Raw genomic sequence first — 18,658 nt, forward strand, 5'->3', positions numbered from 1 at the left:
GCCGCACTTAGGAAGACGCGTCAGGAAGCGCCAGTGCCGACCGTCGCGCAGGCGAGGAAGACGAGCAGGCCCGCGAACCGGTTGGAGCGGAATTTGTCGAGCGCGTCGGCGCCGTCCTCGGGTTCCAGCGCGATCACCTGCCAGGCGAGGTGGATCGCGGCGGGGACCAGCGCGACGAACGCGAGCGGATCGGGCCGCACGATCCAGACCGCGACGCTCCACAAGGCCAGCGCCACCGCGTAGAAGCCGGCCACGCCCGCGCGCACGTGCCGGCCGAGCCGAAGCGCGGAGGAGCGGACGCCGATCAGCGCGTCGTCCTCGCGGTCCTGCAGCGCGTAGATGGTGTCGTAGCCGATCACCCAGGCGATGGTGCCGGCATAGAGCAGCAGCATCGGCGCGCTCACCTCCCGCGCCACCGCCGCCCAGCCGACCAATGCGCCCCAGCTGAACACGATGCCAAGCCAGGCCTGCGGCCACCAGGTGATTCGCTTCATGAAGGGGTAGGCGGCGACGAAGACGAGGCTCGCCACCGCCACGCCCTGCGCAATCAGCGGCAGCTTCAGCAGCACGGCGAAGCCGATCGCGCAGAGCAGCAGCAGCCAGGCCCAGGCAGCCCGCAGTGATACCGCGCCGCTGGCGAGTGGCCGGCCGCGCGTGCGCTCCACCTGCGCGTCCAGGTCGCGGTCGACGATGTCGTTATAGACGCAGCCGGCGCCGCGCATCGCCACCGCGCCGAGCAGCATCCACAGGATCAGGTCGAACCGCGCGAACGCCCCGCCGGCCAGCGCGACGCCCCAGGCGCAGGGCCAGAACAGCAGCCACCAGCCGATCGGCCGGTCGAGCCGCGCGAGCAGGACATAGGGCCGAAACATGCCGGAACGCGCCAGGCGCCGGTGTTCGGTATCGGGGAGGGCGTCTGAGTCGGACGTAATGGTCACTTCAACTCCGGCTGGCCTGAGCTTGTCGAAGGCCTCCCTTCTTCTTTGCCGCCGTAAAGGGAAAGGGAGGGCTTCGACAAGCTCAGCCCAGCCGGTATTTGGGCACAGCCCAGGAGAATATATGCCCGCCACCCCCGCCTGGCCGCCGCACAGCGCGCCGCGCCTGTTCATCGACCAGCCGCTCGCCGACGGCATGGATCTGCGCGTCGAGGGCGGGCAGGCGCATTACCTGCTCTCGGTGATGCGGCTGAAGGCGGGCGGCACGGTGAAATTGTTCGACGACCGCACCGGCGAATGGCTGGGCGAAGTGGCGGCGACGGGCAGGCGCGACCTCGTTGTCCGCATCGCCGCGAAGCTCCGCGCACGCGAAGCCGTGCCCGACCTCTGGCTCTGCGCCGCGCCGATCAAGCGCGGCCGGATCGACTGGGTCGCGGAGAAGGCGTCAGAGCTGGGCGTGGCGCGGCTGGTGCCGGTCGCCACCCGCCGCGCGGTGGTCGACAAGCTCAATTCGGAGCGCCTGCGCGCGCACATGATCGAGGCCGCCGAGCAATGCGAGCGCACCGCGCTCCCGGAGCTCGCGGCCATGGTCTCGGTTGATGCCCTGCTTCGCGACTGGCCGGCCGAGCGCAGCCTCTATTTCGCCGACGAGGAAGGCGGCACGCCGATGCTGGACGCGGTGCGCGGGCGAAGCGGCCCCGCGGCGGTCCTGATCGGGCCGGAGGGCGGCTTCGATCCCGCCGAGCGAGAGGCGATTCGCGCCCGTCCTTCCGCCGTGCCCGTCTCGCTCGGCCCGCGCATCCTTCGCGCCGAAACCGCCGCGCTGGCGGCCGTCAGCGTCTGGATGGCGGCCGCGGGCGACTGGTCCATCTAAATCCTCCCCGAGCTTGCTCGGGGAGGGGGACCGCTTGCCGTAGGCGAGTGGTGGAAGGGTCGCACCCCGGCTCGAGCCGGGAGGACACAGCACCTCCGCGTCGCTCCGCCCCCTCGACCATCCCCGGCTCGCGGCCGGGCTGGCCCTCCCCCGCGCATCGCAAGCGGAGGATTTTCTTTTCGCGAGCGCCCTCGTAAGGCGCGCGCGATGAGCACGCGTGAAGAATCCGGCACAGACGATCCGATCATCGAGGATCGCGCCCAGCTGATCCAGCTATTCGCGAGCGGGGAAAAAGCGCGCGCGGCGTGGCGGATCGGCACCGAGCACGAGAAATTCGTCTATCGGACCGCCGATCACCGCGCGCCGTCCTACGACGAGCCCGGCGGCATCCGTGACCTGCTGTCGGGGCTGACGCGCTTCGGGTGGGAACCGGTCGTGGAAGGCGGCAACGTTATCGCGTTGCGCGGACCGGACGGCACGATCAGCCTGGAACCCGCGGGCCAGCTCGAATTATCGGGTGCGCCGCTCCAGAACCTGCACCAGACCTGCGCCGAAACCGGCCGCCATCTGGAACAGGTCAAGGCGGTCGGCGACGAGCTCGGCCTCGGCTTCCTCGGCCTCGGCATGTGGCCCGACAAGACGCGCGCCGAGCTGCCGGTCATGCCCAAGGGCCGCTACGCGATCATGCTGCGCCACATGCCGCGCGTCGGCACGCTCGGCCTCGACATGATGCTGCGCACCTGTACCATCCAGGTGAATCTCGATTATTCGTCCGAAGCCGACATGGTGAAGAAGTTCCGCGTCGGCCTGGCCCTGCAGCCGCTCGCGACAGCTTTGTTCGCCAACTCGCCCTTCACCGAAGGCAAGCCGAACGGCTTTCTTTCCTATCGCAGTCACATATGGTCGGACACCGATCCGGCCCGCACCGGCATGCTGCCGTTCGTGTTCGAGGAAGGTTTCGGCTATGAGCGCTATGCCGACTATGCGCTCGACGTGCCGATGTATTTCGTGTTCCGCGACGGCAAGTACATCGACGCGGCCGGCCAGAGCTTCCGCGATTTCCTGAAAGGCGAGCTGCCCGCTCTTCCGGGCGAAAAGCCGCGCCTGTCCGATTGGTCCGATCACCTCTCGACCGCTTTCCCCGAGGTGCGGCTGAAGACCTTCCTGGAAATGCGCGGCGCGGACGGGGGGCGGTGGAGCAAGATCTGCGCGCTGCCGGCCCTGTGGGTCGGCCTGCTCTATGGCGGCGGGTCGCTCGACGCCGCCTGGGACCTGGTCAAGGCCTGGTCGATGGAGGACCGCGAGGCGCTCAGGAACAGCGTGCCGAGGCTCGGCCTCGGCGCGCCGCTGCCGGGCGGCGGCACGCTCGCGGACATCGCCGGCGACGTGCTGGACATCGCCGCCTCCGGCCTGCGCGCCCGCGCCGAGCTGAGCGACGCCGGCGACAGCGAGGCCGGTTTCCTGGAGCCGCTGCGCGAGACCGTCCGCTCCGGCGTCGTGCCGGCACAGCGCCTGCTGAACCTCTATCACGGTCCGTGGGGCGGCGACCTCAGGCGCATCTACGACGAGTTCAGCTTCTGAACGCTGCGCCCTCGCCCGGGCGAGATAATGCTGTCCTACATGGGCGGTCTTGCGATATCGGATCGAACCATGGGAACGCCCTTAACCGATTCGGCTCTTTTTGATCGACTGTCTCGATCAGTCCTGCTGCGGTGAGTGAGGGAATTTTTCTCGCACGGCGAACCTTCCTAACCTTCCGCGCTCACTGCCCCGGCCGATAGATCCGCTCGGTGTGGCCCTTCAGCTGCTCGGGCCAGAAGTACACCTCGCGCAGGTTGCCGGTCGTGTAGCGCTCGGCCTCGTCGTTGAAGTGCGGCGAGCCGGGGTGGCCGCTCTCCCCGCCGGCGGTGATCGCGCGGGCGCGGACCTTGGGGCCGAACTCGACCACGGCGACGAAGCTGTTGCCGCTGGTGCCGTACCAGCGCCTCGTCCCCGGATAGGCCTTGGCCCCGAACGAGGCGAGCGAGCCCCAGCGCGACGAGGTGAAGGGCACCGGGATGCTCGGCTGCTTGTCGTCGAACGGCTGGACGATGTCGCCGGTCAGGCGCTGGAAGCGATTGATCTCGCCCCAGGCGACACCCCAATGGCCGAAATCGCGCTCCAGCTGGTCGGACGCGTCCGCCAGCGCCTTCAGTCTCTGCCGCGGCGTCGTCCGCTCGGCCATATAGTCATAGACGTTCATCGCCTCGGATTCGGCGTCGGCCTTCACGTCCTTCCACAGCGCTTCGCCCCAGAACACGGCCAGGGAGGTTGGCTGCGAGGCGATGCCCCAGCGATAGTCCCAGCTCCGCAGCAGCGCGATCTGGCCCTTCAGCTTCGCCTTCAGCGGATCCTTCGCCTCCAGCCCGTCATAGGCGCGGACCAGGGTCGGGATCAGCCGGGCAAAGGCCGGCAGATAGGAATCGAACGCGGCGTCGATCAGCAGAGGCAGCGTGAAATCGCGCCGGTCCTTCAGCACCATGGTCGCGTGGACGCCGCGGGGGTTCTCGCCGAACGTGTCCATGTAGCGCGGAAACTCGGCCTGGCGCGGGCTGTTCTCCGCGGCCGCCGAATAAGGCCAGTTGTTGGTGTTCATCACCCAGCCGTTCGGCGGATTGACCACCTGCGGCAGGCGCGCGAGCGGCGTCAGGCCTTTCCAGTCGGTTGCCGGATCGCTGCCGTCGACCGGCCTGGTATAGTCGAAGCGATTGTCGCGCAGCGGCACGAATTGCGGGTGCAGATAGGCGATCTCACCCTTGTCGCTGGCGAAGATCGTGTTGTTCGACGAATTGGCCTTCAGCTCGGCCACTTGCAGGAACGAGGCGAAGTCGTCCGCCTTGGTGCGCAGCCAGGATTGCTGGAGGGCTTCGACGGGCTTGAACATCATCGCAAACGCGACCCACTTGCCGTCGGCCTGGCGGACGATCGGGCCGTGATGCGTGCGGTAGGTCGTGAAGCTGCGCGCCGCCGTGCCGCCGTTCGGCGCGCGGTATCGCACCGTGATCACGCGCGTCTCCACCGGCCGCAGCTCCTTGCCGTAGCGGTAGAACAGGCGGCCGCCCTTGCGCACGATCGCTTCGGCGAATTCGTCGACCACGTCGACGCCGCTCGACGTGTGCATCCAGCCGATATGCGGGTTGAAGCCCTGGTAGATGAAGAACTGGCCCCAGGTGCTCGCGCCATAGGCGTTCAGCCCCTCGTCGCTGGTCATCTGCAGCTCGGAACGAAAGAAGAAGCTGGTGTGCGGGTTGATCAGCAGCAGCGCATGGCCGTCCGCGGTCTTCGCCGGCGCGATCGCGAAGCCGTTGGAGCCGGAGGGTTCCTTCTCGCCCGTGTCGGCCCGGGCGACAGCGGGCGGCTTGCCGCCGTAGAAGGCGCGCAAGCCATCGAGGTCGATCCGCTCGATATCGCCGCCGATGCTGCCTTCGGTGAAGGACAGCGCCATCCACGGCTCGAACCGGGTCAGCACCTTCGGCTTCACCTCCGGGTGAGTGGCGAGGAAGTGATTGAGCCCGTCCGCCCAGGCGTTCATCAGCGCCTGCATGGTCTTCGGGCTGCGGGCGTAAGCCGCGCGAAGCCCGGCCTCGTCGACGTAGAGGCGCGCGCGCAAATCGTCCCAGATCTTCCCCTCACCGTCGGCTTCGGCCTGCCGACCCAGCGCGATCAGATAGTTGCGCTCGATCCGGTTGAAGTCGTCTTCCGCCTGCGCATAGATCGCGCCGAACACCGCGTCGGCGTCCGTCCGCCCCTTCACATGCGCGATGCCCCAATCGTCGCGCGTGATCGTCACCCGCGCCGCCTCCGCCTGCCAGCGAGCGAGATCGGCCTGCGGAGCCGCGGCGAGAAGGAGGAAAGCGAGCGTCAGCATGGGAGCCTGCTAAGTCATTTCGGCGACAAACTGAACTCCGTTTGCTTCGAACGGCGCTGGCTAGAGCGGCAGCCTCATCGTCGCCCGCAGCCCTCGCTCCCGGTTCGCCAGCGTCAGCGTGCCGCCATGCGCGTCGACGATCGCGCGGGCGAGGGCGAGGCCCAGGCCGGCGCCGCCCGTGTCGCGGCTGCGCGAGCTTTCCAGCCGGGTGAAGGCCTCGAACATGCGCTCCATTTCCGCAGGCGGGATGCCGGGCCCGTCGTCATCGACCTCGACCACCGCCCAAACCGGCTCGCGCACCACCCGCACGCGCGCGCGTTCGCCATATTTCAGCGCGTTCTCGATCAGGTTCCTGAGCGCCCGCTTCATCAGGTTCGGCCGCATCGCCACCGCCAGCCGGTCGGCCTCGTCGACGGCGACGTCCGCGCCCAGATCCTCGAATTCCTCGGCGACGCTGTCGACCAGCGCGGGCAGGTCCACCTTCTGCTCCGGCTCGCTCGGATGGCCGAGCCGGGCGAGCGAGAGGATGTCGTCCAGCGTCTTGTTCATGTCGTCGATCGTCGCCGCCATCCGCGCCCGCTCGCCTTCGTCCTCGACCAGCTCGGTGCGCACCCGCATCGACGCGAGCGGGGTGCGGAGATCGTGCCCGATCGCGCCCAGCATTCGGTCCTTCTCGTCCAGCATCGCGGTGATGCGGGTGCGCATCGCGTTGAACGCGGCGATCAGCCGGCGGATGTCGGACGGGCCCTGTTCCTCGATCGGCTCCGGGGCGCTGCGACGGTCGAACCGCTCGGCCGCGTCGCGCAGCTCGGCCAGCGGCCGCGCCAGCCGTCCGCCGACCCACAGCACGGTCAGCAGGATGAAGCCGTAGAGCACGAAGGTCTGGAAGATCAGGCCGCCGAACACGCCGGCATGAAGCGGCGGCAGCGGCGCCGCGGTCGTCACCCAGCGGGACGGGGCGATCTCGGCGGACACGACGATGACGCGCCGCTGCAGCACCGCGGACTGGCGCAGCAGCCGCCCCTTGTCGTCCACCTGCACCTGGAATTCGCGGGCCGGGATCTCGGCCGCCTCGATCTGGCCGACCCGGATGCCGACCTGGCCCAGCATCTCGCGCGCATAGGCGGCCACGTCGGGCTTCAGCTCCATTTCCGCGCGGATCGGGCTTGAGACCGACGCGATTGATCCGCGCAGCATTTGCGGCGTGGTCGCGCCGCTGCGCGTGCGCTGGACCGTCTCGGCAAGCCGCGCGATGGCCAGCGTCGCCGTCTGCACATAGGTCTGGCGCTTGGTCGCCTGCAGCAGCAGCACGAAGTTCACCGCCTGCGCCACGCCCAGCGCCAGCGCCATCAGCAGCGCCAGCTGCGCGCCGAGGCTGCGGGGCCAGAGGCGCTTCAAAGCCGGGTCACGTCCGCGGCCAGCGTATAGCCGCCGCCCCAGACGGTCTTGATCAGCGCCGGGTTCTTCGGGTCCGCCTCGATCTTGCGCCTGAGCCGGCTGATATGGTTGTCGATCGCCCGGTCGAACGCATGCGCCTCGCGGCCATAGGCGAGGTCGAGCAACTGGTCGCGGCTCAGCACCTGGTGCGGGTGGGTGGCAAAGGCGAGCATCAGGTTGAACTCGCCGGTCGACAGCGGCACCTGCACGCCCTCGGGATCGACGAGCCCGCGCTCGCCCGCCTTCAGCACCCAGCCGGCAAAGGCATAGCTGCCGGTCTCGGGCGCGCGCTGCTTGACGCCGCCGCCGCGGCCGATCCGCCGCAGCACGACCTTGATCCGCGCGACCAGCTCGCGCGGGGAAAAGGGCTTCACGACATAGTCATCGGCGCCCATTTCGAGGCCGACGATCCGGTCGGTCTCCTCCGCCATCGCGGTCAGCAGGATCACCGGCAGCTCGGAGGTCTCGCGGATATGGCGGCAAAGGCTCAGGCCGTCTTCGCCCGGCATCATCACGTCCAGGATGACCAGGTCGATCGCATAGCCGTGCAGCCGCTCGCGCGCCTGCCCGGCGTCGCCCGCCTGGGTCACGCGGAACCCGTTGCGATTGAGATAGGTCGCGAGCGGCTCGCGGATCGAGCGCTCGTCATCGACCAGAAGGATGTGCGGCTTGTCGTCCATGATTCGCTCCTCCCTATCGCAAAGCGATGGGGAGGGGGACCACTCGCGAAGCGAGTGGTGGAGGGGCCGAGCCGCGGGCGAGGAGAAAATCCTCCGGTTCGCTCCGGCCCCCTCCACCATGCTTCGCATGATCCCCCTCCCCTGACTGCGTCAGGGGAGGACAAAGGAAAGGGCGGACGAGGCAGGGTCGACCTCGTCCGCCCCGGCTCTCCGGCGGCCGCGCCACAGGGGAAGACGCGGATTGGCCGGACGGAAGCATCCGGATGCGCGCTACTTGCGCTCGGAATGCTCCCGCATCGCGGCGTGAGCCTGCTCTCGCTCCGCCGTGGTGACCGTGCCATCGTGATTCGTGTCGACGCGGTCGAAATGCTCGATCGCCCGCTTCTGGAACTCGTCGCGGCTGATCGCACGGTCGCCGTCCATGTCCGCCATCATGCCCATGTGCCGCATCATTGGCCGGCCGCGCCCGTGCATCCCGGCCAGCTTCGCCGCGCCGGCATTCCATTCGTCGCGGCTGATCATGCCGTCGTGATTGGCGTCAGTGCGGTCGAACATGTCGGCGGCCATCTTCGCGTGCATCGCCGCGCGGTCGGCGCGGTCGAGCTTGCCGTCCTTGTTGGCGTCCATCCGGTCGAAATGGTCGTTTGCCATCTGGACCGCCTGGGCGCGGGTCATGTCGCCCATCGGGCGGTCGCCCATGTCGTGGGGCTGGCCCGCGGCGAGCGCGATGCCGCTGGTCAGCGCCAGCGCGCCCAGAGCCGAGATCATCAATGCCGTAGCCATGCTCGCCACCTCCGATGCTGCCTGTCTAGCCGGCAACGGTCGCGCGAGTATGTCGAGCGCGGAACGATATTGTCGCGATTTGTCGCAGCCGGATGCCGCCCGGCCGAACCGTCAGGCCAGGGTGGGCGCGGTGGATTTGCGGCGCGACCGCATCCCCGCTCCGATCGTTCCGAAGCCGATCAGCATCATCGCCCAGGCCGCAGGCTCCGGCACGGCCACGACGGCGGTGCCGCGCAGCGCAAAATTGGCATCGGCGCCGGTCAGGTCGGGCTCGAAGGAGCCGAACGGATTGACCCTCGAGTTCCGGGAAAATTCACTGCCGGGCAGGCTGCTGACCCCGTTGCCCGTGATCACCATGGGCTGGTCCGCATACAGGTAATATTTGGTGTTGGGCGCCAGCACCATATTCGGGTCGAACACATAGGCGCTGCCGCTGGCGAGCGAGGATCCAACCAGGTTCCGGGTGACCGTCGGCATGTCGAACAGCGTGCCGGTATAGCGTTCGCTGAAGAGATACGCGGTGCCGAGCGCGAGCGGTGACCCATCCTCGGCATAGAAATTGAAGCTGATATTGTTCAGCGCGGCGTCGCCCGTCGTGAACGACTGCCCGAACGCCAGCGGCTCGTTGTTTGACTCCGTTCCCCGCTGCGTCCCGACCGCGACCGGGTTGTCGTCGCGCACGTTCAGGTCGGCGAAGTTCCCGTCCAGGATGAAGTTGGCGTCGGCGCCCGTGACAGCTCCGGCCACGAAATTAGCGGAAGCACTGGAGCTCGAGGCATAGCTCCCGCCCCGATAATAGGTGCCGCCGCCCAGCAGGTGCATCGCGGTATCGGAATAGACATAATATTGAGTGCTCGCGCTGAGGCGCAGCGACGGGTCGAAGATATAGTTGCTGCCGTCGCCCATCGCCGTCGCGATCAGATTGGCGCTTGCGCTCGCAAGTCCATCCGGCGTTCCGGTATAGGCAGCGCTGAACAGATAGGCCGTACCCAGCGCCTGCCGTGCTCCGGTCGGATCAAAGAAACTGAAGCTGACATGATCGAACGCGGCGGCCGTGGTTGTGAAAGACTGGCCGATGAAAAAGGTGTCGTCGCCCTGGCCGGAAACATCGCCGACGATCGTCCGGGCCTCAGCGTGTCCCATCAAAGCGGCGCAAAGCAATGTACCGAGTACAAGCCTGTTCATCTGCTCCTCCCTGGAACGACTGTTGTTTTCTTGCAGCCCTAACAAATGTTAGTCAACAGTCGCGGCACATCTGTCTCGTACAGGGACAGGTGGCGGCAAGGCGCGAACGCCGGTCCTGCGCGGAGAGGACGGTCGACTAGGGATGGGCTGGAGCGGGTAGCGGGAATCGAACCCGCGCGTTCAGCATGGGAAGCTGACAGGCTACCATTACATCATACCCGCCTGTGCAGCGCCCGATGCCACAGGCGCGGGGTTCCGGTCAACGCGCGGCTTTGGCCGCCTTGGGCGCGAACAGGTCGCCGAAATAGTCGCCCTGGTACCAGCGCGGCGCCTCGTCGGCGTCGGCCAGCGCGCGGGTGATCCGGTAGTTCACCTCCGCGAAGCGCGCCGCGGCGTTCCAGTCGATCGGCTGGTTCATGTCGTCGGCGGGCTGATGATAGGCCTTGTCGAAGAAGGCCTTCCACGCCGCTTCGCCGCCATTGGCATAGCCGGTCGCCAGGAACACCGCCGGGATGCCCTGCTGGACGAAGCGGTAATGGTCCGACCGTACGAAGATATTCTCCTCGGGCATCGGGTCGGGCGACAGTGCGATGCCCATCGGCTTCGCGGCATCGGCGACGACCTTGCCCAGCGTCGAATGATCGGCGCCGAACGCGATCACGTCGGTGAACGGATAGAGCAGCAGCGGCATGTCGAGATCGACATCGGCGACGATGCTGGCCAGCGGCACGGTCGGGTTGTGCGCATAATATTCGGCGCCCAGCAGGCCCTTCTCCTCCGCGGTCGAGGCGAGGAAGACGAGCGTGCGCCGGGACCGGTCAGGGGCGCTGGCGAAGGCGCGCGCGACTTCCAGCATCGTCGCGATTCCGGACGCATTGTCGAGCGCGCCGTTGTTGATCCGGTCCTTGGCGGGCGGATCGTTCGGCCGCGGCTTGGCGATGCCGATATGATCGAGGTGCGCGGACAGGATCACGACCTCGGGCGCGAGCTTCGGGTCGGCGCCGGGCAGCACGCCCACCACATTGGGGCTGGTCAGCCGCTCGCTGACCGTCTCGGCCGTGATGCGCACGGTGCCGGCGAGCGGAAAGCCCTTGGGCCGGCCGCCCTCGACGTCCGCTTCCGCGCGGACCTGGTCGAGCGTCCGCGGCGCGCCGGCGAACAAGGCGGCCGCGACCGTATCGTCGATGCCCGCGCTGGCCCGCAGGCCCGTCCCTTCGACATAGGGTTGGCCGTCCTTGCCGATCCAGCTGAAGCGGGAGCCGTCGGCATAGCGTTGGCGCACTGTCCAGGGGCGAGTTGCCGCCGAGAGCCTGGTGTCGACCGACAGGAAGCCGACCGCGCCGCGCGCCGCCGCCGCTTCGTCCTTGGCGCTGGAGAGGTGCGCGCCGACCTCGCTCGGCATGCCCTTCGGGAAGCCGTTCAGCGCGACCACGATCTTGCCGCGCACGTCGAGCCCGGCATAGTCGTCGATGCCGAGCGACGTGTCGGCGATGCCATAGCCGACAAAAACGATCGGCGCGCTGAGGTCGGTCTTCGCCTCGCGCGGGTTGACGCCGATCAGCACGTCCTGGCCGTGTGCCCATTTGCCCGCCGCGGGCGAGCCGCTGAGCGCCAGCGTGCCGGGCATGTCGCCGCGGCGCGTCTTCTGGAACGTGACCTGCTGGTACCAGCCGCCATTGTCGCCGCCCGGCTTCAGCCCCAGGCCCGCGAATTGCGACGCGACGTAGCGCGCGGCGATCTCGTGGCCGCGGCTGCCGGTGTCCCGTCCCTCGAGCAGATCGTCGGACAGGAAGGCGACATGGGCGCGAAACGCGTCCGGCGAGAAGGCCGGAGCGGGGGCGGGCGGGGCGGCACTGACGAGAGCGAGCGGCAGGAGCGACAGCAGGACGCGCGGCATGATCTTCCTTGGGATCGGATGAGGACAAGTCGGAGAGCGTTGGTTCAGCGAAAATGCGCTGCTATGCAAGCCGCACGTCGCTTCCCCCGCAAAGGAGTCTTCATGCGCCGGTCCTGGCTTGCCGCTTCGCTTCTCGCACTTTCCTCCACGGCGCTGGCCCAGACCGCCGCGCCGGCGCCCTTGTCCGAGCTGTCGCAAGCGGTGAACATTCCGTACGAGCAGTTCACGCTGCCGAACGGCCTCAGGGTCATCGTGTCGACGGATCGCAAGGCGCCGATCGTCGCGGTTTCGGTCTGGTACAATGTCGGCTCGAAGATGGAGCCCAAGGGCAAGACCGGATACGCTCACCTGTTCGAGCACCTGATGTTCAACGGGTCGGAGAATGCGCCGGGCGACTTCTTCAAGCCGCTGCAGGAAATCGGCGCGACCGACGTGAACGGCACCACCTGGTTCGACCGCACCAATTATTTCGAGACCGTGCCGACGCCGGCGCTGGAGCGCGCTTTGTTCCTCGAAAGCGACCGGATGGGCCATTTCCTGGGTGCCGTCACGCAGGAGAATCTGAAGAACCAGATCGGCGTCGTCCAGAACGAGAAGAGGCAGGGCGACAACCAGCCGTTCGGGCTGGTCGAATATGCGCAGCTGAAGGCGCTGATTCCCGCTGATCATCCCTATGGCCATTCGACGATCGGTTCGATGGCCGACCTCGACGCGGCAAGCCTGGACGATGTGAAGGGCTGGTTCCGCCAGCATTACGGACCGAACAACGCCGTGCTGGTGCTGGCCGGCGACATCGACGTGCCGACGGCGAAGCGGCTGGTCACCAAGTATTTCGGCGACATTCCGAAGGGGCCGCAGCAGGGGCCGGTCGTCGCGCCGGTGCCGACGCCCGCGCAGCGCATCGACGAAGTGATGAAGGACCGGGTCGCGACGACCCGCATCTATCGCACCTGGGTGGTGCCCGGCCTCAACGATCCGGACGCGGTGCCGCTCGACATCGCCGCGAGCGTGCTCGGCGGACTCAGCAGCTCGCGGCTCGACAACGCGCTGGTGCGCGGCGACAAGAGCGCGGTGCGGGTGAGCGCCGAGCTGCAGCAATTCGCGCAGATCAGCTTTTTCGACGTCCAGGTCGACGTCGCGCCGGGCGTCGACGTGGCCGAGGAAGGACGCAAGCTCGACCGGCTGATCGCCGACTACATCGCCAACGGGCCGACCGCCGACGAAGTGCTGCGCTCCGCGACCCGCGACGTGGCCGGTCGCACCGCCGCGCTGGAATCGGTCGGTGGTTTCGGCGGCAAGGCCGTGACCCTGGCCGAAGGCTCGCTCTATTCGAACGATCCGGGCTTCTACAACAAGCAGCTCGCCGCCTATGCGGCGGCGACTCCGGCGCAGGTGCGCGCGGCGATGCAGAAATGGCTGAGCCGGCCGATGCTCGCGCTGGTCGTCGAGCCGGGGCCGCGCGGAGCGTATGAGGAGTCGAAGTCGGTCGCCGGCCCTTCGGGCTTCGCGCCGGCCTATTACCACAAGCCGGGCGAGGCGCCGGTCACCTTCGCGCCGCCGGCCGTGGTCGACCGCTCGCAGCTGCCGCCGGTCGGGCCGATTCCGAACCTCGATTTCCCGACCGTCGAGCGTGCGAAGCTCTCGAACGGCATCGAGTTGGTCTATGCGCAGCGCACGGCGACGCCGATCACCCGGATGGTGGTCAGCTTCGATGCGGGCAACGCCGCCGATCCCGCCGACAAGCTCGGCCTGCAATCGCTGACGCTGTCGCTGCTCGACGAAGGCACGAAGACGCGTAGCTCGATCCAGATCGCGGAGGAAGAAGAGCGGCTGGGCGCCAATATCGGCGCGGGCACGTCCACCGACCGTACCAGCGTCAGCCTGTTCGCATTGTCTCCGAACCTCCAGCCGTCGGTTGAGCTGCTCGCCGATATCCTGCGCAACCCGGCCTTCGCGCCGGCGGAAGTGGAGCGGCTGCGCAAGCAGCAACTGGTTTCGATCGTCAGCGAAATGACCCAGCCCGGCGGGCTGGCGCAGCGCACGCTATTGCCGGTGCTGTTCGGGCGCGATCACCCCTATGGGCGGCCGACCAGCGGGCTGGGCGACGCTGCCGTCGTCGAGCAGCTCAAGCGCGACGAGCTGATCGATTTCCACCGCGCCTGGATCCGGCCGGACAAGGCAACCATCTTCATCGTCAGCGACCAGCCGCTCGCCAAGGTCCGTGGCGTGCTGGACGCGGCACTCGGCGACTGGAAGGGCGAAGGCGCGCCCGGCACCAAGGCGTTCACGGCTGCTGTGCCGCCGGCGCAGCCGCGGATCATCCTGGTCGATCGGCCGGATTCGCCCCAGTCGCTGATCTACAGCGGCGAGGTGACGTCGCTGAAGGGCCGCGACGAGCTGCTGCCCTATATCGCGGCGAACGACGTGCTGGGCGGCAACTTCCTGTCGCGGCTCAACACCGACATTCGCGAGACCAAAGGCTGGTCGTACGGCGTCAACGGCAGCTTCCGCCGCTTGCTGAACGGCGTGCCCTATATCGTGTCCGCGCCCGTGCAGGCCGACCGGACCGGCGATTCGGTCGCGGCGATGCAGGCCGATATTCGTGCGTTCCTGACCACGGAGGGCATCACGCCCGAGGAGAAGGAGCGCACGATCCTGGGCTTCGTGCGCGAGCTGCCGGGCAGCTTCGAAACCGGTTCGGACGTGCTGGGCGGCATGCAGAACAACGTGCTCTACGGCCGGCCGGACGACTATTACGACACGATCGCCAGCCGCTACCGCGCGCTGACCGCGCCGGAAATGGATAAGGCGATCCGGTCGGTGATCGATCCCTCGAAATTCGTCTGGGTCGTCGTCGGCGACGCGAAAGCGGTCAAGCCCCAGCTTGACAGGCTCGGCCTGCCCGTCGAGGTGAAGACGGTACCGCAACGAACTGCACAGGGAGAGAAATGATGGCTGGTGTCGATGGCGAGTGGGATTGCATCACTAAGTCGCCGCTGGGCGAGCAGAAGTCTGTCTTCACGGTCAAGTCGGACGGCGGCAGCTTCACCGGCTCCAACGTCGGCGCGCAAGGGGCGCTCGACGTGATCGACGGCAAGGTCGACGGCAACAAGCTGACCTGGAAAATGGAAATGAAGGTGCCGATGCCGATGACGCTCGATTGCCAGGCGACGATCGACGGCGACACGCTGACCGGGACGGTGGGCGCCGGCGCTTTCGGCGCGTTCCCGATGACCGGCACGCGGAAGGCCTGAGCTTTCTAAATCCGCCCCGAGCTTGCTCGGGGAGGGGGACCCGCGCAGCGCGGTGGAGGGGCCCGAAACGAAGCGGAGGGTATTGCCGCCCGCTCCGCGGTCGGCCCCTCCCTCCACCACTCGCCTACGGCGAGCGGTCCCATCCCCTCGCTAGGCGAGGGGAGGAATAACCTTAGTCACATGCCCCATCTTGCGGCCCGGCCGCACATGCTTGCCGTACAGGTGCAGCTTCGCGGCGGGATCGCGGAGGATTTCCGGCCAGCTGTTGGCGTCCTCACCGATCAGGTTCTTCATTTCCACGTGCGCACCGACGCGTTGGGTCGAGCCCAGCGGCAGGCCGCAGACCGCGCGGATGTGGTTCTCGAACTGCGACGTCACCGCGCCTTCGATCGTCCAATGGCCGCTATTGTGAACGCGGGGCGCCATCTCGTTGAACACCGGGCCGTCGGGGCAGGCGAAGAATTCGCAGGTGAGCAGGCCGATATGGTCGAGCGCGTCGGCGACGGTGCGGGCAAGCACGATCGCTTCCGTCGCCTGGTCCAGCACCAGCGCGCGGGCGGGCACGGTCGACGTGTCCAGGATGCCGTGGGTGTGCACATTCTCCGGCGTGTCCCAGACCGCCGTCTCGCCGCTTTCGCCACGGCATAGCAGCACAGAGAATTCCGCCTCGAAGGACACGAACCCCTCCAGCACGCAGGGGGCGCCGCGCACGGCCTCCCAGGCCGCGTCCAGTTCGGAGGCGTCTCGCAGCCGCACCTGGCCCTTGCCGTCATAGCCGAGGCTGGACGTCTTGAGGATCGACGGGGCGCCGATCTCGGCAAAGGCGTCGCGGAGCTGCTCCAGATTCCGGACGGCGCGGAACGGCGCGGTGCGTCCGGCGAGCTGCCGCACCAGGTCCTTCTCCCGCTCGCGCACGCGCGAAATCTCGAGCGAGCGCTTGCCCGGCCGGATCGGTACCAGCGCCTCAAGCCGGTCGAGCGCTGCCGGCGGCACATTCTCGAACTCGTAGGTGACGACCCCGACTGCCTCCGCGAAGCGGTTCAGCGCATCCGGATCGTCATAGGCGGCCTGCGTCCATTGGGCGCTGACCTCGGTCGCCGGGCCGCTCGCCTCAGGCGCGTAGACATGGCTGCGATAGCCGAGCTGGGCCGCGGCGATCGCCAGCATCCGGCCGAGCTGTCCGCCGCCCAGAATTCCGATCGTGGCGCCGGGCGGCAGCGTCATTCGGGCTCGGCGGCGACGGCGTCGCTCTGCCGCTTGCGCCACGCGGACAGCCGGTCGCCCAGCGCGCCATCCTCGTTCGCCAGGATCGCGGCGGCGAACAGCGCCGCGTTGACCGCGCCGGGCTTGCCGATCGCGAAGGTTGCTACCGGCACGCCGCCCGGCATCTGCACGATCGACAGCAGGCTATCGAGGCCGTTCAGCGCCTTCGATTCGATCGGCACGCCCATCACCGGGACGGTCGTCATCGAGGCGGTCATGCCAGGCAGGTGCGCCGCTCCGCCGGCGCCCGCGATGATCGCCTTCAGCCCGCGATCGGCCGCGGACCTGGCATAATCATAGAGGCGGTCGGGCGTGCGGTGGGCGGAGACGATGCGCGCTTCGTGGCTGATGCCGAGCGCGCCGAGAATCTCGGCGGCGTGGCGCATGGTCGGCCAGTCCGACTGGCTGCCCATGATGATGCCCACAAGAGGCGCTGAGTCCGCCATTGTTGCCCCGCTTTTTTGGAGCGCCGCCGTGTAGCCGCCGATCAACGCTATTTCAATCCAGGCCGATTAGAGCGATGATGTCGGGAGGGAAGGATGCAGCAGGTTATTGATCCCGAAAAGGAAAATGCGGCGCTTCGGGCGCGCGTGGCGGAGCTGGAAGCCCGCATCGCGCAACTCGAGCGGCTGGCCGACAGCGATACGCTGACGCCGCTGCCCAATCGCCGCCTGTTCTTCCGCGCGATCGAGCGCGCGGTCGCGCAGCGCGCGCGCCACGGCACGCCGGCGGCCTTGCTGTTCGTTGATCTTAATCGTCTGAAGGAAATCAACGACGCGCACGGCCACGGCGTCGGCGACGAGGCGCTGATCCACACCGCCTGGGTGCTGCGCGAGAATGTGCGCGGCAGCGACGTGGTCGCGCGCATCGGCGGCGACGAATTCGGCGTGCTGCTCGAATATGCGGATGCCGAGGCCGCACGGGAGAAGGCGGCGGCGCTGGTCGCGGCGGTCAAGGTGTCGCCGCTGCACGGGCGGCTGCCGATCGAAGTCGCGATCGGCGTGACCGCGCTGCAGGCACACGACACGCCCGAAGTCGCGCTCGCTCGCGCGGACGCTGAAATGTACAAGGCCAAGCGGCGGGGCGATGCCTAACGCTCGGTCGAGCTGACCAGCAATTTGTCGATCTTGCGGCCGTCCATGTCGACCACCTCGAACCGCCAGCCCTGTTCCTCGAAGGCTTCCCCGACCGTCGGCAGATGGCGGAGCGCGGCGAGCGCGAAGCCGGCCACCGTCGCATAGTCGCGGTCTTCGGGCAGCGTCAGGTCGAGCCGCTCGGCAAGCGCGTCGGCGGCCAGCGAGCCGGAGATGAGCAGGCTGCCATCCTCGCGCTCGACACAGTCCGGGTCGGTGCCCGCGTCCTGATCCGACACGAAATGGCCGGCCAGCGCGATGAACAGGTCGGCAGGCGTGACCAGCCCTTCCAGATGGCCATATTCGTCATGGACCAGCACCATCGGCACCTCGGCGCGGCGGAGCGTGTGGAGCGCGTCCATCGCGTCCACCTGGTCCGGCACGATCAGCAGCGGCCGCATCAGCGCGCGCGGGTCGAGCCGCCGCCCCTCCAGCAGCGCCGCCGCGATGTCTCGGCTCTGCAGCACGCCGACGATGCGGTCGACAGAACCTTCGGCGACCGGCACGCGGGTGTGTGGCGTCTCGATGAAGCGCTGGCGCAACACTTCCGGATCGGCGTCGGCATCGATCCAGTCGATATCCGTGCGCGGCGTCATCACTTCGCGCACCGGCCGGTCGGCCAGCCGCACCACGCCCGAGATGATCGCGCGCTCGCTTTCCTCGATCACGCCGGATTTGCTCGCCTCGGCGACGATCAGGTGGAGTTCCTCCGCCGTCACATGCTTGTCGGTCTCACGCTTCAGCCCGAGCAGGCGGAAGATCAGCGCGCTGGTCCGGTCGAGCAGCCAGCCGACCGGCGCCGTCGCGCGCGCGAACCAGTCCATCGGCACCGCCGCGAGCGCGGCGATCGGCTCCGGCGAGCGCAGCGCGAATTGCTTTGGCACCAGCTCGCCGACGATCAGCGAGACGTAGGTGGTGACGACGATCGTCACCGCGAACCCGTAATGGGCGGGGATGCCGATCAGCGCGAGCCGTTCACCGACCGGCACTTCCAGCGCCGCGCCCGAAAAGGCGCCGGTCAGGATGCTGATCAGGGTGATGCCGATCTGGACCGTCGACAGCAGCCGGCCGGGATTGGCCTGAAGCTTCAGCGCGGTCGCGGCACCGGTGCGGCCGACCTTGATCATCGCCTGCAGCCGCGCCTTGCGTGCGGAGACGATCGCCAGCTCGCACATCGCGAACAGGCCGTTCAGCACGATCAGAGCAACGATGATCGCGACGCTGAGCCAGGGGAAGGGATGAAGGGGCTGCATGCCGGAGGTGTAACGTCCTTAGCGGCCAAATGTGGCGGGGAGCAACGCCCCATGCAC

The 18,658-nt window shown here is 68.1% G+C and carries 15 protein-coding genes and 1 tRNA gene; 5 read left to right on the plus strand and 11 right to left on the minus strand.

The window, feature by feature from the left end; translation table 11 throughout:
• Positions 1 to 20: 20 nt before the first annotated feature.
• Positions 21 to 872 carry a 4-hydroxybenzoate octaprenyltransferase gene (gene ubiA / locus GON01_RS15750; RefSeq protein ID WP_157028458.1) on the minus strand — a complete coding sequence of 284 codons (852 nt, stop codon included), beginning with the start codon at positions 870 to 872 and terminating at the stop codon, positions 21 to 23.
• A gap of 187 nt (positions 873 to 1,059) precedes the next feature.
• Between ubiA and GON01_RS15755 the strand changes: the two genes are divergently transcribed.
• Together GON01_RS15755 and GON01_RS15760 are read left to right on the plus strand one after the other, a co-directional pair.
• Complete coding sequence (locus GON01_RS15755; RefSeq protein ID WP_157028344.1) at positions 1,060 to 1,809, plus strand: 16S rRNA (uracil(1498)-N(3))-methyltransferase; 750 nt, start codon at positions 1,060 to 1,062, stop codon at positions 1,807 to 1,809.
• A 207-nt stretch (positions 1,810 to 2,016) separates the two neighbouring features.
• On the plus strand, positions 2,017 to 3,390 hold the full coding sequence (locus tag GON01_RS15760; RefSeq protein ID WP_157028345.1) for a glutamate--cysteine ligase: 1,374 nt from the start codon (positions 2,017 to 2,019) through the stop codon (positions 3,388 to 3,390).
• Between the two features lie 181 nt (positions 3,391 to 3,571).
• Here the strand turns inward: GON01_RS15760 and GON01_RS15765 are convergent, their stop codons facing one another.
• The 7 genes from GON01_RS15765 to GON01_RS15795 all read right to left on the minus strand — a co-directional run bounded on the left by GON01_RS15765 (position 3,572) and on the right by GON01_RS15795 (position 11,698).
• Positions 3,572 to 5,716 (minus strand): penicillin acylase family protein, encoded by a 2,145-nt coding sequence (locus tag GON01_RS15765; protein ID WP_157028346.1) that lies wholly within the window; start codon positions 5,714 to 5,716, stop codon positions 3,572 to 3,574.
• Positions 5,717 to 5,776: 60 nt separating this feature from the next.
• On the minus strand, positions 5,777 to 7,114 hold the full coding sequence (locus tag GON01_RS15770; protein WP_232328918.1) for an ATP-binding protein: 1,338 nt from the start codon (positions 7,112 to 7,114) through the stop codon (positions 5,777 to 5,779).
• A complete protein-coding gene (locus GON01_RS15775) occupies positions 7,111 to 7,833 on the minus strand; it encodes a response regulator (protein WP_157028347.1) in 723 nt (240 codons plus the stop codon). Before GON01_RS15775 ends, GON01_RS15770 begins: the two co-directional genes overlap by 4 nt.
• Before the next feature lie 270 nt (positions 7,834 to 8,103).
• Entirely contained in the window at positions 8,104 to 8,616 is a 513-nt protein-coding gene (locus tag GON01_RS15780) for an EF-hand domain-containing protein (protein ID WP_157028348.1), read from the minus strand.
• Between the two features lie 111 nt (positions 8,617 to 8,727).
• Complete coding sequence (locus GON01_RS17105) at positions 8,728 to 9,846, minus strand: PEPxxWA-CTERM sorting domain-containing protein (protein WP_232328919.1); 1,119 nt, start codon at positions 9,844 to 9,846, stop codon at positions 8,728 to 8,730.
• A 103-nt stretch (positions 9,847 to 9,949) separates the two neighbouring features.
• Positions 9,950 to 10,023: transfer RNA gene (locus GON01_RS15790), tRNA-Gly, on the minus strand.
• Between the two features lie 37 nt (positions 10,024 to 10,060).
• Positions 10,061 to 11,698: a M28 family metallopeptidase gene (locus tag GON01_RS15795; RefSeq protein WP_157028349.1), complete on the minus strand. Its 1,638-nt coding sequence runs from the start codon at positions 11,696 to 11,698 to the stop codon at positions 10,061 to 10,063.
• Between the two features lie 102 nt (positions 11,699 to 11,800).
• Here GON01_RS15795 and GON01_RS15800 point away from each other — a divergent pair, with 102 nt between their 5' ends.
• A complete protein-coding gene (locus GON01_RS15800; protein WP_157028350.1) occupies positions 11,801 to 14,650 on the plus strand; it encodes a M16 family metallopeptidase in 2,850 nt (949 codons plus the stop codon).
• On the plus strand, positions 14,650 to 14,952 hold the full coding sequence (locus GON01_RS15805; RefSeq protein ID WP_157028351.1) for a hypothetical protein: 303 nt from the start codon (positions 14,650 to 14,652) through the stop codon (positions 14,950 to 14,952). Before GON01_RS15800 ends, GON01_RS15805 begins: the two co-directional genes overlap by 1 nt.
• A 150-nt stretch (positions 14,953 to 15,102) precedes the next feature.
• Here the strand turns inward: GON01_RS15805 and GON01_RS15810 are convergent, their stop codons facing one another.
• On the minus strand, positions 15,103 to 16,176 hold the full coding sequence (locus GON01_RS15810) for a 5-(carboxyamino)imidazole ribonucleotide synthase (protein ID WP_157028352.1): 1,074 nt from the start codon (positions 16,174 to 16,176) through the stop codon (positions 15,103 to 15,105).
• Positions 16,173 to 16,661, minus strand: coding sequence for a 5-(carboxyamino)imidazole ribonucleotide mutase (gene purE, locus GON01_RS15815; protein ID WP_157028353.1), 489 nt, complete (start codon positions 16,659 to 16,661; stop codon positions 16,173 to 16,175). The genes GON01_RS15810 and purE overlap by 4 nt, the downstream gene beginning before the upstream one ends.
• Before the next feature lie 93 nt (positions 16,662 to 16,754).
• On the opposite strand from purE, the gene GON01_RS15820 reads away from it, so the two are divergent.
• Entirely contained in the window at positions 16,755 to 17,309 is a 555-nt protein-coding gene (locus tag GON01_RS15820) for a GGDEF domain-containing protein (RefSeq protein ID WP_157028354.1), read from the plus strand.
• Here GON01_RS15820 and GON01_RS15825 read toward each other — a convergent pair.
• Positions 17,306 to 18,601, minus strand: coding sequence for a hemolysin family protein (locus GON01_RS15825; RefSeq protein WP_157028355.1), 1,296 nt, complete (start codon positions 18,599 to 18,601; stop codon positions 17,306 to 17,308). The two genes, GON01_RS15820 and GON01_RS15825, sit on opposite strands and share 4 nt — an antisense overlap.
• Between the last annotated feature and the right edge of the window lie 57 nt (positions 18,602 to 18,658).

It is taken from the genome of Sphingomonas horti (assembly GCF_009753715.1).
In the GTDB taxonomy this organism is placed as follows: Bacteria; Pseudomonadota; Alphaproteobacteria; order Sphingomonadales; family Sphingomonadaceae; genus Sphingomonas_B; species Sphingomonas_B horti.

What these genes read in the sequence shown, in the direction of transcription:
- ubiA (WP_157028458.1), bottom strand. Translation starts at nt 872, where the DNA reads ATGTTTCGGCCCTATGTCCTGCTCGCGCGGCTCGACCGGCCGATCGGC.
- GON01_RS15755 (WP_157028344.1), top strand. Translation starts at nt 1,060, where the DNA reads ATGCCCGCCACCCCCGCCTGGCCGCCGCACAGCGCGCCGCGCCTGTTC.
- GON01_RS15760 (WP_157028345.1), top strand. Translation starts at nt 2,017, where the DNA reads ATGAGCACGCGTGAAGAATCCGGCACAGACGATCCGATCATCGAGGAT.
- GON01_RS15765 (WP_157028346.1), bottom strand. Translation starts at nt 5,716, where the DNA reads ATGCTGACGCTCGCTTTCCTCCTTCTCGCCGCGGCTCCGCAGGCCGAT.
- GON01_RS15775 (WP_157028347.1), bottom strand. Translation starts at nt 7,833, where the DNA reads ATGGACGACAAGCCGCACATCCTTCTGGTCGATGACGAGCGCTCGATC.
- GON01_RS15780 (WP_157028348.1), bottom strand. Translation starts at nt 8,616, where the DNA reads ATGGCTACGGCATTGATGATCTCGGCTCTGGGCGCGCTGGCGCTGACC.
- GON01_RS15795 (WP_157028349.1), bottom strand. Translation starts at nt 11,698, where the DNA reads ATGCCGCGCGTCCTGCTGTCGCTCCTGCCGCTCGCTCTCGTCAGTGCC.
- GON01_RS15800 (WP_157028350.1), top strand. Translation starts at nt 11,801, where the DNA reads ATGCGCCGGTCCTGGCTTGCCGCTTCGCTTCTCGCACTTTCCTCCACG.
- GON01_RS15805 (WP_157028351.1), top strand. Translation starts at nt 14,650, where the DNA reads ATGGCTGGTGTCGATGGCGAGTGGGATTGCATCACTAAGTCGCCGCTG.
- GON01_RS15810 (WP_157028352.1), bottom strand. Translation starts at nt 16,176, where the DNA reads ATGACGCTGCCGCCCGGCGCCACGATCGGAATTCTGGGCGGCGGACAG.
- purE (WP_157028353.1), bottom strand. Translation starts at nt 16,661, where the DNA reads ATGGCGGACTCAGCGCCTCTTGTGGGCATCATCATGGGCAGCCAGTCG.
- GON01_RS15820 (WP_157028354.1), top strand. Translation starts at nt 16,755, where the DNA reads ATGCAGCAGGTTATTGATCCCGAAAAGGAAAATGCGGCGCTTCGGGCG.
- GON01_RS15825 (WP_157028355.1), bottom strand. Translation starts at nt 18,601, where the DNA reads ATGCAGCCCCTTCATCCCTTCCCCTGGCTCAGCGTCGCGATCATCGTT.